The organism is Actinoplanes sp. NPDC048796, assembly GCF_040650035.1.
Taxonomy (GTDB): Bacteria; Actinomycetota; Actinomycetes; order Mycobacteriales; family Micromonosporaceae; genus Actinoplanes.
In genome coordinates, this window is the sequence record NZ_JBEZGO010000018.1 from 37624 (window position 1) to 50936 (window position 13313).

The following is a 13313-nucleotide window of genomic DNA, read 5'->3' on the forward strand; positions in this document are numbered from 1 at the left end:
CTGGCCCGCGAGCCCGCGTGGCGGCGCAGCCGGGTGACCACCGAACCGGCCGGAGGCCGGTGAGGAGCTTGAGTTGCAGGTGGCCGTCGCCGCGGCGGGTGCGGTCCGGCTTCGGCGGGGCGATGACGCCGCGTACCCCGGGAAAGGTTTTTCACTCGGTCACCTTGATTCCGGTGGCGAAATGGACGGCGTCGTCGTGGGTGAGTCTGATCGATTCGGGGTCCCAGGTCAGTTCGAGGGCTTTGCCGCTGGGCAGGTGGATGCGCATGAGGGCGGCGTCGGCGTAGTACTCGGCGGTGTTGCCGTTGATCGACAGGGTTTCGGCCGGGTCGGACCGCGGGTCGGCCTCGTCGAGCAGCGTCACGCAGAGGCCGGTCGGCTGGCGCTCGCGGGTGGCCTCGGGCTCGGGGGCCAGGCAGGTCATGCCGGCGCTCTGGTGTTGCAGGGTGAGCTGCGGCGGGTAGGCGCCGAGCTGGAAGGCCTCGGGGGCGCCCTCGACGCTGCCGGTGGTGAGGCCGGCGGCGACGCGCAGCACCTCGCTCTCGGTGGGCGGGCCGAGGCTGAGGACCTGGACCCAGCGTTTGTCGGGCAGCCGCCAGCGGACGCCGACGAAGCGGTCGCCGGGGCCGGCGCCGTCGTACGTGGCGGAGGTGTGGACGGTGGCCGGGTGGCCGTTGACGGTGGTCTTGTGTTCCTGTTCGGCCTCGACCTCCCAGTCGGGCTCGAGCGGGCCGATCTCGGCGCCGAGGGTCTGACTCCCGTGGGTGTAGAGGATCCTGCGGTTCGGGCCCAGGCCGGTCACCTCGGGCTCGCCCAGGCCGGGCGGCATCCAGCCGGGCCGGAGGGGGAAGACGGGCGCGTGCCAGGACGGCCGGGACCACTCCCATTTCTGGGCGGGCGGCGCCGGGTCGGCCTCCTTGCGGTGCAGGGCCGGGACGGCGACGGCGACGGCCACGACGGCGGCGGTGATGCCGCCGGCCGCGAAGGCCTGCCGGCGGCGGCGGTCGCGGCGGATGCCGGCGTCGACGGCGGCGACCAGGTCGGGGCGGGGCACCTGCCGGGCCGCGTGCTCACGCAGGGCGGTGCGCAGGTCGTCTTCGATGCTCACGGCGTGACTCCCGACTTGTCGGTGGCGGACGGTGTCAGCTCGGCCCGTAATCGGGCCAGCCCGCGGGCGGCGTGCACGCGCACCGTGCTGGGCGCGCACCGCAGCGTCTCGCCGATCTGGTGGTCGTCGAGATCTTCGTAGTAGCGCAGCACCAGCACGGCGCGCTGGGCGCGGGTGAGCCGGGCGAGCCGCGGCCACAGGTCGTCGCGGTCGGCGACCTGCTGGGCGAAGTCGCGCGGGTCCTCCCGGTCGTCCTCGATCGGCGCCGGTTTCTCCCAGGTGCGCCGCAGCCGCAGCCAGGAGACGTGCCGGCGCACCAGGGCGGTGCGCATATATCGATCGGGGTCGTCGGTGTCTATCCGGTTCCATCGGCGGTAGGCCCGGACCAGCACTTCCTGGACCAGGTCCTCGCCGAGCTGATGATCGCCGCAGATCAGGTAAGCGAAGGTCCGCAGGGAGTTCCCCCGGGCCTTGACGTAATCCTCGAAACCGCTGTCCAACTCGCTCACCCCGTTCGGTTCGGCCCCTCTACTTGGAAGGACGCCTCGAGCGGGCGAGGTTGCTTACCTCCTCAGGGGACAATCGTGACGGGCCATCGTCCGCTGCGCTCGAGCTGCCGCGCGACCGATCCCACGATGCGGTGTGCCAAACATTCCGGCCGGCCGACCACGACGGTCCCAGCTTGCACTTCGTGGGCAACTTCGGAGATCACGGTGTACGGGTCCCCGGCGCGGACGACGAGGTCGGCGTCGAGATCGGACGTGTCGAGGGCGGCCCGCAAGCCGGCCTCCACCCGGTCCTGGGCGTCGGCGACCTGGGCCACCCCGGTGCCCGAGGTGTCCATGGTGGCGAGCAGCCCGTTGGGCCGGCTGCGGGCGTAGACGACCACCAGCCGGGCCTGCTGACGGCGTGCGAGCCCGGCGGCGTACGCGGCCGCGCGCAACGACGAGCGTGACTCGTCGACGCCGACCACGATGGCCGCCGGGCCCGGGCCCCGCGAGATCATCCGGCGCGCAGCTCGGTGATCGCCTCGGGGGTCAGCGGCCGTGGCTCGGTCTCGCCGCTGACCAGCACCACCGACATGGTCGCGGCGTGGTTGAGGGCGCTGGTGAAGCTGCCCTCGGTGAACTGGGCCAGCGCGCCGCGCGGCGAGCGCCCGACGGCGATCAGCGGGGCGTCCACCTCGGCCGCGTGCCGGGCCACGGCGCGCCCCGCGGCCGCGTGGTCACCGACGCTCTCGATGATCCGCCCGGTGGCGGTCACGCCCGATCCGGCCAGCCGGTCGAGGTGCCGGTCCACGGCGGCGCGGGCCTCGGCTTCCGCCTCCGGTTCGATCGCCAGTTCCTCGATCACCACCGTCTCGCGGACGTGCACGACTTCGAGCGGCCGTCCCTCCCGGCGGGCGACCAGGGCGGCCGCGTCCACGGTGTCCGCCGCGTCCGGGGTGTTGCCGACGGCGACGATCACCGGCCGGTCCGCGACCGGTTCCGACGGCGAGGCCGCCGACAGCAGCTTGTGCCCGCTGGCCAGCACCGCGATGGCCAGCAGGAACGCCACCGCGCCGACGAAGAACGGCACGCTGAGGCCGAAGTGATCGGCGAGCTTTCCGGCCACGTACGGGGCCAGTCCGCCCCCGATGAAGCGCACGAACCCGTACGCCGAGGAGGCGATCGGCCGCTCGACCGGCGAGACCAGCATGACGGCCTGCGTGGTCAGGGTGTTGTTGATGCCGATGAAGGCGCCGCTGACGATCACGGCCGCGATGACGGCGGAGGGCGTGTCCACCCCCGCCGCGATGACGACCATGACAGCGGCGAGCCCGGCCAGATTGACGTACAGGACCGGCGCCGTTCCGAATCTCGCCTGCAGCCGCGGCGCGAAGAAGACGCTGAAGGCCGCGACCAGCAGACCCCACGCGGTGAAGACCAGGCCGAGCTTGTGGGCGTTCAGCTCCATCGGGTACGGCGCGTAGCCGAGCATGGTGAAGAAGCCCCAGTTGTACAGCAGGGCCATGATGCCCATGGTCAGCAGCCCGCGGTGGCGCAGCGCCTTGAGCGGCGCGCTCAGCGACACCTTCTGTGCGGGCGTGGGCAGCGGCTTGACCATGACGATCGTGGCGATCAGCGCGATGGCCATCAGGATGGCGACGCCGAAGAACGGCCACCGCCAGCTGATCGAGCCGAGTTCACCGCCGAGCAGCGGGCCGACGGCGATGCCGAGCCCGAGCGCCGTCTCGTACAGGATGATCGCCCCGCCGAAGCCGCCGCTGGCCGAGGCCACGATGACCGCGAGGCTGGTCGCGATGAACAGGGCGTTGCCGAGTCCCCACCCGGCGCGGAACCCGACGATCCCGCCGATCGAGCCGGACGCCCCGGCCAGCGCGGCGAACACGACGATGATGGCGAGCCCGGCGATCAGCGTCTTCTTGGCCCCGATCCGGCTGGACACCCAGCCGACCCCGAGCATGGCCACCGCGGTGACCACGAGATAGCTGGTGAACAGCAGCGACACCTGGCTGGGCGTGGCGTGCAGCTCGTCGGCGAGCGCCGGGAGGATCGGATCGACCAGCCCGATCCCCATGAACGAGATGACACAGGCGAAGGCCACGGCCCACACGGCCTTCGGCTGCCGGAACGGGCTGACGGCTTTTTCTCCAGAGGCGCTCATGCGCATGCTCCATCGACGCGACAGGTGGTTTATAACTACGTTATACATCATCGCGCGGTACGCCCGTCACCGCCTCCCGAGCGACTGTTCCGCGGGCCACATGGCCGGCGGGGGCGCCCTCTCCGCGTCCACCTACCATGAGATCCGTGGCCAAGCGGGACGAGATCCGGAACGCGGCCGGGCGGCTCTTCCGGGAGCGGGGGTTCGCCCGTACGGCCGTACGGGACATCGCCGCCCTCGCCCAGACCAGCCCGGCTCTGGTCATCCGGCACTTCGGGACCAAGGAACTGCTGTTCCTCGACACCATGCGGCTCACCATCGACGACGAGCCGCTGCTGGATGTGCCCCTCGAGGAGCTCGGCGAGCGGTTCATCGAGGTCATGGTCACGTCCGGCGACGACGTACGGCAGGTCTATCTCGCCCTTGTCCGTGGGTCTGGTGAGCCGCAGATCCGGCAGCGGCTGCGGGACATCCACGAGACGACGCTGATCGCCCCGCTGCGGGCGCGCCTGAAGGGCGACGACGCCGACCAGCGCGCGCGGATGGCCGCGGCGCTGGTCGGCGGGCTGCTCTACGCCCTGTGGGTGGTCGGTGACGAGCGGGTCGGTGATGACGGCCTCGTGGCGCGGTACGGGGCGTTGCTGCAGCAGGTCCTCACTGGACCGACCAGCCGCCGTCCGACGGGAGGATCGCGCCGTTGATGTTGGCGCCGTCGTCACTGAGCAGGAACGTGATGGAGGCGGCCAGCTGCTCGGCGGTGGCGATCGGCGGGATCTGGCGCAGGAACGGGCCCGTACGGCCCGCTCCGAACTCCGATCCCGGGTCGTGCCGCATGCCGGTCGCCACACCGCCGGGCGCGACGGCGTTGACCCGGATGCCCTCCGGCCCGTACATGAAAGCGCAGCTCTTCGTGATGCCCACGACCGCGTGTTTCGAGGCGGTGTAGGCGATCCCGGCCGCGTTGCCGCGCAGCGCGGCCTCCGAGGCGACGTTGACGATCGAGCCCCCCTTGTGGGCCAGCATCGAGGGCAGCACGGCCCGGGTCAGATGGAGTACGCCGTCCACGTTGACCGCGAACACCTTGCGCCACAGCGCGTCGGAGACCTCGTGCGCCGGCGTGAAGTCGTCGACCACGCCGGCGATGTTGGCCAGGCCGTCGATACGGTCGCCGGCCGCCTCGACCACCCGCCGCACGTCGCCGGCCGAGGTGATGTCGGCTTTCACCACGTCCTCGGCCTCGGAGATGTCCACGCCGACCACCCGGCCGCCTTCGCGGGCGATGCGCGAGGCGACGGCCCGCCCGATTCCGGAGGCGGCGCCGGTGACGACGATGGTCTTGCCGTCGAAGCGGGCGGGAACGATCCGTTCGCGCCAGCCGGTCTCCTCGGGATCTGGGACGACGCCGTCGTTGACCCGCAGGACCAGCGCGTCGATCACGTCCGGCGGCAGTTTGCCCTGGCTGAGTGCGGCCATCTGCTGAAGCGGAAGCTGCCGTACGGGCGTGAGCACCGACTCGTCGAAGCCACCCCGCCCGAGCAGTTCCCGCAGCGCGGGGCCGCCTTCCGGATGCGAGAGCCAGTCACCCACCGTGCTGCCCGCCGTCAACGCCATCTCGTGATCCCTTCGCCGAAAGCCCGGAGTGAACTTAGTTCACTGCGGGCTTCGGGGACAACAACGGATCAGTAGACGAAGCGCGACACCGCCGCCTGCAACTCGTTCGACATGCGCGACAGCTCGGCCGCCGAGCGCTGCGCGTCGCCGACCGACTCGGCGGTCGTGCGGGCGTTCTCGGCCACGCTGGTGATGCCCTGGTTGATCTGCCCGGTGGCGTTGGCCGCCTCGTTGACGTTGCGGTTCATCTCGGCCGTGGTCGCGCTCTGCTCCTCGACGGCCGACGCGATGGTGGTCGTGTAGTCGCTGATGTGCCCGATGATCTCGCTGATCTCCCCGATCGCGTTCACCGCGAGACCGCTGTCGTTCTGGATCGCCTCGACCCGTTTGGCGATGTCCTCGGTGGCCCGTGCCGTCTCCTGGGCCAGGTCCTTGACCTCGCCCGCCACGACCGCGAAGCCCTTGCCCGTCTCGCCGGCCCGGGCCGCCTCGATGGTCGCGTTCAGGGCCAGCAGGTTGGTCTGCTCGGCGATCGCGGTGATCACCCGGATGACGTCGCCGATCTCCCGGCTGGACTCGCCCAGCGTGCCGATCGTCTGGTTGGCCGACGCCGCCGCGTTCACCGCCTGCCCGACGACCTCGGCCGCCGAGTTGGCGCTGTGCGCGATCTCGGCGATGGCCGAGCCCATCTCCTCCGAGCCGGCCGCCACCGTGTTGACGCTCAGCGACACCTCCTCGGAGGCGGCCGAGACCCGGCGGGCCTGGTCGGAGGCGGTGGCCGCGCCCTCACTGATCTGGTTGGCGATGACCGAGGTCTGCTCGGCCGCCGCGGCCAGGCTCGCCGAGGCCGAACCGACCGAGGCGACCACGTCGCGGGTCTGCTGCTGGGCGACCAGCAGCATCGCGGCCATCTCGCCCACCTCGTCGCGGCCCTTCACATCGACCGTGGCGGTCAGGTCGCCGTTGGCCATGGCGGTCAGCGAACTCTTGACCTTCCCGAGCCGCTTGACGATCGCGTTCGCCACGTACGCGCCGAGGCCGATCGCGGCGATCAGGCCCACCACCAGGAAGATGATCTGCATCCGGCGGGAGCTCGACGCGGAGGCCGCCGCCTCCTCGGAGCGGGTCTTGGCCTGCTCGAGCTGAGCGGCGTTCTCGGCCTCGACGGCGTCGGAGGCGTCCGACATCAGCGGCAGCGCCGTGTCCCGGTAGGCGTTCGCGAACGCCTCGTACTTGTTCGCCTTGGCCAGCGGGATCAACGTGTTCTCGCCGACGTCGACGAAGTCGTTGAACGCCTTCTCGAAGGCGTCCACGTTCTCCGTGTTCACCGCGCCGGGGCGGTACGCCGTCAGCGCGTCGTCGAGCAGCTTCTGCCGATCGCTGATCTCGCCGGCCAGCTTGGCCTGAACCTCTTCGGTGGCGATGCCGTACTCCAGGTAGCGGGCCCGGATGCCCTGCGAGTTGCGCTGGATCGCCGAGAGCTGGGTCAGCGGCGCCACGTTGTTCGTGTACAGCAGCCCGCTCTTCTCGTCGAGGCTCGAGATCGCGACCAGACCGGCGATGCCGATCGCCAGTGCGGCCAGCGCCGCCACCGCGATCGCGGCCTGGATCTTCATCCCGACCTTCACGTTGTCGAACCAGCCGCCGCCAGCACCCTCACCCATGGCGCACTCCCTTCACCTCCCATACTGTGAGTCCTCCCCGCGCCCCACCTGGCCCAAATTGAGAATTCTGCGCATTTAACTTCCCGGCGTCCCGTGCTGCCCCCCGCTCAACATCCCGCGGCGCCTTAGGGTCGTCGCATGCCGCCTCAGCAGCACCTCGGCGCGCTCGCCGCCCATCTGTCGCACTGGCTGCGCCGCCTCATGCCGCCGGGCCCGCGCCTGGACACGCTCACCGCCGGCCTGGAGTCCGGCTTCACCGGGCGCCGCGACCCGGTGACGGCCGAGACGTGCCGGGAACTGGAGACGTTCTGCCAGCGGACCGCCCGCCACCTCGAACTGCACTTCGACCCGGACGGTGCCGCGCCACCCGACGAGCAGCCGCCCGGCTGGCCCGCGCCCGACCCGGCGGCGATCAGACGGCGCGGCGCCGGCGTCACCGCCGTCCAGCGCCAGGACGACGGCACCTGCGTCCTGCGGATCGACAGCCTTGAGCCGGTGAGCGTCGCCCTGCCGTACCTCGAAGCCGCCTTCGCCCTGGCCCGGGACGCGACCAGCGTCGTCCTGGATCTGCGGGCCAACGGCGGCGGCGACCCGGGCACGGTGGCCGCCATCGCCGGCCGGCTGCTCGGCGAGACGACGCGGCCGCTCTCGGAGGTCGTCTACCGCGACCGTCGGCGGCAGTGGTGGCCCCGGGTCACCGAGGCGCACCTCACGCAGGACGTCACCGTGCTGGTCAGCGGCCGGACGTACTCGTCGGCCGAGGCCCTCGCCTACCACCTTCAGGCCCGGGACCGGGTGACGGTGATCGGCGAGAGGACCCCGGGGACGGCCGACCACGTCACGCCGGTCCGCCTGACCCCTCAGGTGCTGGGACTGCTGCCCGAGGCCACCGTCATCGACGCGGTGACCGGGACGAACTGGGAGCCGACTGGAGTTGGCCCGCGGAGCTGAAGACGTTGCCCTCGTGGGGTTCGACCTGGCGGCGGGACAGGCCGAACGTGCGCATCATCGTGGTCACCAGCGCGTCGTAGACCGGGGGCAGCGCGACGAAACCGAACTCGATCAGACGGTTGGCCAGGCCGACCGACACCTCGCCCTGCGGCTTGTCGGCCTGGCGCAGGATCGCGTCCGCCACCCGTTCCGGCGCGGCCACCGGCGGCGGCGGGCTGCCGACGCGGCCCGCGTAGTTCGCCGCGCGCTGGTAGATCGGCGTGTCCACGCTGCCCGGGGCCACCGTGCACACCGTGATCCCCGGCGCGTCGCGGGTCTCCTGCCGCAGCGTACGGATAAGACCCCGCAAGCCCCACTTCGCCGTCACATACGCCGACATGTAAGGCACGGTCACGTGGGCCAGCAGCGAACTGCACAGCACGAGCGTGCCCTCGCCCTGCCGCCGGAAGACCCGCAGCGCGGCCCGGGCCACGTTGGCCGCGCCCAGCAGATCAGTGGTGACGACCTTGTCGAAGACCTCCGGGGGAAGATCTTCGAATTTGCCGTACGCCATGACGGCCGCGGTGTCGACCCAGACATCGATCCGGCCGTACGCCGCCACGGCCGCCGCCGCCAGCGCGTCCACCGACGCCGCGTCGGAGATGTCGGCCGGGACCACCAGGCCCCCGGTCGCCGCCGCGACGGCTTCCAGCTCGCCGAGCCCCCGGGCCGCCAGCACCACGCGATCGCCCCGGCGGGCGAACGCGAGCGCGGCGGCCCGGCCGATGCCGCTGGAGGCACCGGTCAGCACGATCACCCGGCTCACGGCTTCAGAACGACCTTGATGCAGCCGTCTTCCTTGTTCTTGAAGATCTCGTACGCGTGCGGCGCGTCCTCCAGCGGCAGGCGGTGCGTCACGAGGTCGTCCACGCCCAGCGGGTCGCCGTCGCCGGTCAGGATGGGCAGGATCTCGTCGGACCAGCGGCGTACGTGCGCCTGGCCCATCCGCATGGTGATGCCCTTGTCGAACAGGTCCATCATGGGCATCGGGTCGGCCTGCCCGCCGTACACCCCGATGATGGAGACCGTGCCGGCCCGGCGGACCGCGGCGAACGCCGTGGTCAGCGCGGCCATCCGGTCGAGCCCGAAGGTGTCGACGGCCTTGCGGGCCACCGCGTCCGGCAGTTTGCCGGCCGCCTTGATCGCCGCCGACTGGAACGGCGAGCCGTGCGCCTCCATGCCGACCGACTCGATGACGCTGTCGGCGCCCCGGCCGCTCGTCATCTCCAGAACGGCCTCCTGCACGTCCGTCTTCGACGCGTCGATGACCTCGACGCCGTGGCGCTGGGCCATGGCCAGCCGCTCCGGCACCAGATCCGACGCGATGACCCGGCCCGCGCCCAGGTGCCGGGCCACGCGGGCGCTCATCTGCCCGATCGGGCCGAGACCGGTCACGAAGACGGTGTCACCGGGCTGGATGTCGGCGTACTTCGCGGCCTGCCACGAGGTGGTGAGCACGTCGGACAGGAACAGGTAGTGCTCGTCGGGCCGGCCGTCGTCCGGCACCTTGATCGGGCCGAAGTGGGCCTGCGGCACGCGAAGGTACTGCGCCTGGCCGCCCGGCACCTGCCCGTACAGCTTGGTGTACCCGAACAGCGACGCGCCCTTGCCCTGCTCCTTGACCTGCGTAGTCTCGCACTGGGCGTAGAAGCCGCGTGAGCACATCCAGCACGAGCCGCAGGAGATGTTGAACGGGATCACCACCCGGTCGCCCGGCTTGATGTGGGTGACCTCGGCACCGACCTCCTCGACGATGCCCATCGGCTCGTGGCCGAGGATGTCGCCCTGGTCGATGTACATGCCGAGCACGTCGTACAGGTGAAGGTCGGAACCGCAGATGGCGGTGGAGGTCATCCGTACGATGGCATCGGTCGGCTGCTCGATCCGCGGATCCGGGACCGTCTCCACGGAAACCTTGCCGGTGCCCTGCCATGTCAAAGCTCTCATGTCATTTTGGTGCCCCAGCGACAAGCAGATAATCCTCCGCCTCGGGACTCCAGCGCAGAGCGACCGCGCCGGACGTGTCGGCCGCGCGCACGAACTGCAGGAAGCTGCGGTAACCGAGCTTCTTCTCGGTGAAGCCGGGCTCGGCCTTGCGCACCTGGTTCTTCAGCCCGGACAGCGCCACCGAGCCCTCCGGGCCGGCCAGCCCCTCGACGACCGTGCGAAGCAGGGCGAACGCGGCCTCCCGGTCGCCGTGCTCGGGCAGCGACACCTCCGGGTCGGAGCCGCCGCTCAGTTCGACCACGCCGTCGCCGGCCAGGTGGCGCAGCAGCTCACCGAAGGAGCGGAACCCGTAGTCGGCCTCGTTGAAGGTGGGGTCCTTGCGCAGCAGGGTCCGCTTGAGCCGGGAGGCGGTGATCGTGCCGCTGACGCTCTGCGCGACCAGGGCCGGCAGCGCCTCGAGCTCGCGGGCCGGGGTCTCCACCTCGAGCGCCGGCTGGGCCACCCCTTCGAGCCGGTCGTAGTAGAGGAACTCGTCGCACGCCGGGGGCAGCAGGGCCGAGGTCGTCTTCTCGATGCCGACGCCGATCACCCGCTTGTTCAGCTCGCGCAGCTTGGCCACCAGCGGGGTGAAGTCGCTGTCGCCGGTGCCGAGCACGAAGGTGGAGATGTAGTCCCGCTCGAAGGCCAGCTCGAGGGCGTCGACGACCATCTTGATGTCGGCCGCGTTCTTGCGGGAGGCGCCCATACGCTGCGGAATCTCGATGAGCTCGACGTGGGCGCGGGTCAGCATGCGCCGGTCCTCGCCGAAGAACGACCAGTCCGCGTACGCCCGGCGCACCACCACGCGCCCGCGCTCGGCCAGCGCGTCGGTCACCGGCCGCAGGTCGAACGGATGGCCGCCCAGGGTCTCGCGCGCGCTGATCGCGAGGTTCTCGTAGTCGAGGAACATGGCGATCCGCTCTTCTTGATCCACGCCGCTCAGCCTAGTCGGTTTATAGTTGCACCCTTCGTGCAGTAATCACCGACGTCAATGGAGTGTGATCGTGCGCCGACTACTGCTCCTGCTCACCCTGCTGACCGCCGCACTTCTTCCAAGCCTTCCCGCGTACGCCTCGACACCGTTCCGACCGATCGTCTTCGTGCACGGCAGCGCCGGCTCCGCCGCCCAGTTCGAGACCCAGGCCAAGCGGCTCGCCGCCAACGGCTACCCCATCGCGGTCATCGAAGCCCACGAGTACGACTCCCCCAACATCGCCACGATCCTGCCCTCGGTCTACACCGGACTCGACGCCCGGATCAGCCGCCTGCTCGCCGACACCGGCGCCGACCGGGTCGACCTCATCGCCCACTCGCTCGGCACGTTCGTCTCCCAGGGCTATCTGAACTCCTCACCGGCCCGCGCCGCGCGCGTCGCGCACTACGTCAACCTCGACGGCCGTACGGCCGCGGCCCCACCCGGCGGCGTCGACACCCTCGCCATCTGGGGCGAGGGCGACCCCGCCCGCACGATCACCGGCGCCCGCAACGTGTCCCTGCCGGATCAGTCCCACACGCAGACCGTCTCGTCGGCGGAGTCGTTCCGGGCGGTCTACTCGTTCCTGCGCGGCGCCCAACCCCGTACCACCGCCCTGACCCCGACGCCCGTCGCCCAGGTCTCCGGCCGCGCCGTGATCTTCCCCAGCAACGTCGGCTCCGGCGGCACCGTGCGGATCTACGACGTCACCCTCGGCCGCTCCCTGAAGCGAACGGTCACGGTCGCCGACGACGGCTCGTTCGGGCCGGTGCCGCTCGCACCCCTCGCCCGGTACGAGTTCACCCTGGTCCGCCCCGGCACACCCGACCACCACTTCTACTTCCAGCCGTTCCTGCGCTCCGACTCCTTCGTACGGCTGCTGGCCGGCCGTCCCGGTGAAGGCGTCGGCGCCCTCATCGAAACCTCGCCCGCGCACACCGCCCTGACCCTCAACCGGCAGAAGGAGTGGTGGGCGTCGGCCGACAAGCTCTACATCAACGGCCGGCAGATCCTCAACGAGGCCAACGCCCCACGGTCGAAGCGGGTCATCGGCGTCTTCGCCTTCGACAAGAACAGCGACCGCGTCACCGACCTGAGCGCACCCCTGCCCGACATCTTCGCCCAGACGTTCCTGACCGGCATGGACGTCTACATCCCGTCAGGTTCGGCCGTCTCGGTGGTGGTGGCCCATCGCGGCGGCGGCTGGGAGTCGACGATCCTGCCCGCCTGGCCCTCCGACCGGCACCGCGTCACCGTGAACGTCAACGACTACTGATCAGCACTCGATCACGTTGACGGCCAGCCCACCCCGCGCCGTCTCCTTGTACTTGATCTTCATGTCGGCCCCCGTCTCCTTCATGGTCTTGATGACCTTGTCGAGGGAGACGTGGTGCCGCCCATCACCCCGCAGCGCCATCCGCGCCGCGGTGACCGCCTTGACCGCGGCCATCCCGTTGCGCTCGATGCACGGAATCTGCACCAGCCCACCCACCGGATCACAGGTCAGCCCCAGGTTGTGCTCCATGCCGATCTCGGCCGCGTTCTCCACCTGCTCCGGCGTGCCACCCAGCACCTCGGTCAGCCCCGCCGCCGCCATCGCACAGGCCGACCCGACCTCCCCCTGGCAGCCCACCTCGGCCCCCGAGATGGAGGCGTTCTCCTTGAACAGCATCCCCACGGCCCCGGCCGCCAACAGGAACCGCACGACGCCGTCCTCGTCGGCGCCCGGCACAAAGTCGAGGTAGTACCGCAGAACCGCCGGAATGATCCCCGCCGCCCCGTTGGTGGGAGCGGTCACCACACGCCCACCGGCCGCGTTCTCCTCATTGACCGCCATGGCGTACGCCGTAAGCCACTCCATCGCATGCTCGGCCGGCCGCCCCGCCGCCCTCAGCTGCCGCGCGGTCGCCGCCGCCCGCCGGCGCACCTTGAGCCCACCCGGCAGAATCCCCTCAGCGCCGAGCCCGGCGTCCACACATTCGCGCATGACAGCCCAGATACCGAGCAGCCCCGCACGGACCTCAGCCTCCGGCCGCCACACCGTCTCGTTGGCCATCATCAGCCGCGAGATCGACCACCCGGTCTCCCGCACGAGCGCGAGCAACTCACCCCCGCTGGCGAACGCATAGGGCAGAGCGGTGTCATCGGCCCGCACCCCACCGCTGGCCTCGTCGATGACAAAGCCACCACCCACCGAGAAGTACGTCTTGGCGAACAGCTCCGCCCCATCGCCATCCAGGGCAGTGAACGTCATCCCGTTCGGATGCCCCGCCAACGCCCGCCGCCGATGCAAAACCACCTCAACCGCAACTTC

Annotated in this window: 12 protein-coding genes and 1 pseudogene; 3 read left to right on the forward strand and 10 right to left on the reverse strand. The window is 70.9% G+C overall.

Translation table 11 applies throughout. The features are described 5' to 3' along the window. Positions 1-151: 151 nt before the first annotated feature. The 4 genes from AB0C26_RS40620 to AB0C26_RS40635 all read right to left on the reverse strand — a co-directional run bounded on the left by AB0C26_RS40620 (position 152) and on the right by AB0C26_RS40635 (position 3775). Positions 152-1108 carry a hypothetical protein gene (locus AB0C26_RS40620; protein WP_360259052.1) on the reverse strand — a complete coding sequence of 319 codons (957 nt, stop codon included), beginning with the start codon at positions 1106-1108 and terminating at the stop codon, positions 152-154. Next, on the reverse strand, positions 1105-1617 hold the full coding sequence (locus AB0C26_RS40625; protein ID WP_360259054.1) for a SigE family RNA polymerase sigma factor: 513 nt from the start codon (positions 1615-1617) through the stop codon (positions 1105-1107). The genes AB0C26_RS40620 and AB0C26_RS40625 overlap by 4 nt, the downstream gene beginning before the upstream one ends. Positions 1618-1679: 62 nt before the next feature. Continuing rightward, positions 1680-2114, reverse strand: coding sequence for a universal stress protein (locus tag AB0C26_RS40630; RefSeq protein WP_360259056.1), 435 nt, complete (start codon positions 2112-2114; stop codon positions 1680-1682). Then, complete coding sequence (locus AB0C26_RS40635; protein WP_360259058.1) at positions 2111-3775, reverse strand: MFS transporter; 1665 nt, start codon at positions 3773-3775, stop codon at positions 2111-2113. The genes AB0C26_RS40630 and AB0C26_RS40635 overlap by 4 nt, the downstream gene beginning before the upstream one ends. Positions 3776-3921: 146 nt before the next feature. Between AB0C26_RS40635 and AB0C26_RS40640 the strand changes: the two genes are divergently transcribed. Next, positions 3922-4476 carry a TetR family transcriptional regulator gene (locus AB0C26_RS40640; RefSeq protein WP_360259060.1) on the forward strand — a complete coding sequence of 185 codons (555 nt, stop codon included), beginning with the start codon at positions 3922-3924 and terminating at the stop codon, positions 4474-4476. Here AB0C26_RS40640 and AB0C26_RS40645 read toward each other — a convergent pair. Together AB0C26_RS40645 and AB0C26_RS40650 are read right to left on the reverse strand one after the other, a co-directional pair. Then, positions 4430-5386 carry an SDR family NAD(P)-dependent oxidoreductase gene (locus AB0C26_RS40645; protein WP_360259062.1) on the reverse strand — a complete coding sequence of 319 codons (957 nt, stop codon included), beginning with the start codon at positions 5384-5386 and terminating at the stop codon, positions 4430-4432. The genes AB0C26_RS40640 and AB0C26_RS40645 overlap by 47 nt on opposite strands. 68 nt (positions 5387-5454) lie before the next feature. Continuing rightward, on the reverse strand, positions 5455-7050 hold the full coding sequence (locus AB0C26_RS40650; protein ID WP_360259066.1) for a methyl-accepting chemotaxis protein: 1596 nt from the start codon (positions 7048-7050) through the stop codon (positions 5455-5457). Positions 7051-7188: 138 nt separating this feature from the next. Here AB0C26_RS40650 and AB0C26_RS40655 point away from each other — a divergent pair, with 138 nt between their 5' ends. Next, on the forward strand, positions 7189-8001 hold the full coding sequence (locus tag AB0C26_RS40655) for a S41 family peptidase (RefSeq protein WP_360259068.1): 813 nt from the start codon (positions 7189-7191) through the stop codon (positions 7999-8001). Here the strand turns inward: AB0C26_RS40655 and AB0C26_RS40660 are convergent. From AB0C26_RS40660 to AB0C26_RS40670, 3 genes are read right to left on the reverse strand one after another with little or no spacing between them, the layout of a single operon-like run. Continuing rightward, entirely contained in the window at positions 7943-8806 is an 864-nt protein-coding gene (locus AB0C26_RS40660) for an SDR family NAD(P)-dependent oxidoreductase (protein WP_360259071.1), read from the reverse strand. The genes AB0C26_RS40655 and AB0C26_RS40660 overlap by 59 nt on opposite strands. Then, positions 8803-9987, reverse strand: a complete 1185-nt coding sequence (locus tag AB0C26_RS40665) for a zinc-dependent alcohol dehydrogenase (RefSeq protein ID WP_360259074.1) — start codon at positions 9985-9987, stop codon at positions 8803-8805. Before AB0C26_RS40665 ends, AB0C26_RS40660 begins: the two co-directional genes overlap by 4 nt. A gap of 1 nt (position 9988) precedes the next feature. After that, positions 9989-10960 carry an NYN domain-containing protein gene (locus AB0C26_RS40670; protein ID WP_360259077.1) on the reverse strand — a complete coding sequence of 324 codons (972 nt, stop codon included), beginning with the start codon at positions 10958-10960 and terminating at the stop codon, positions 9989-9991. A 70-nt stretch (positions 10961-11030) separates the two neighbouring features. On the opposite strand from AB0C26_RS40670, the gene AB0C26_RS40675 reads away from it, so the two are divergent. Beyond that, entirely contained in the window at positions 11031-12275 is a 1245-nt protein-coding gene (locus tag AB0C26_RS40675) for an alpha/beta fold hydrolase (protein ID WP_360259080.1), read from the forward strand. On the opposite strand, the pseudogene AB0C26_RS40680 reads toward AB0C26_RS40675, so the two are convergent. Beyond that, positions 12276-13307 (reverse strand): annotated as a pseudogene (locus AB0C26_RS40680) (L-serine ammonia-lyase); the annotation flags it as partial. Positions 13308-13313 lie beyond the last annotated feature (6 nt).

Coding starts and splice junctions, on each gene's coding strand:
- AB0C26_RS40665 (WP_360259074.1), bottom strand. CDS start 9,987: ATGAGAGCTTTGACATGGCAGGGCACCGGCAAGGTTTCCGTGGAGACG.
- AB0C26_RS40630 (WP_360259056.1), bottom strand. CDS start 2,114: ATGATCTCGCGGGGCCCGGGCCCGGCGGCCATCGTGGTCGGCGTCGAC.
- AB0C26_RS40650 (WP_360259066.1), bottom strand. CDS start 7,050: ATGGGTGAGGGTGCTGGCGGCGGCTGGTTCGACAACGTGAAGGTCGGG.
- AB0C26_RS40645 (WP_360259062.1), bottom strand. CDS start 5,386: ATGGCGTTGACGGCGGGCAGCACGGTGGGTGACTGGCTCTCGCATCCG.
- AB0C26_RS40635 (WP_360259058.1), bottom strand. CDS start 3,775: ATGAGCGCCTCTGGAGAAAAAGCCGTCAGCCCGTTCCGGCAGCCGAAG.
- AB0C26_RS40655 (WP_360259068.1), top strand. CDS start 7,189: ATGCCGCCTCAGCAGCACCTCGGCGCGCTCGCCGCCCATCTGTCGCAC.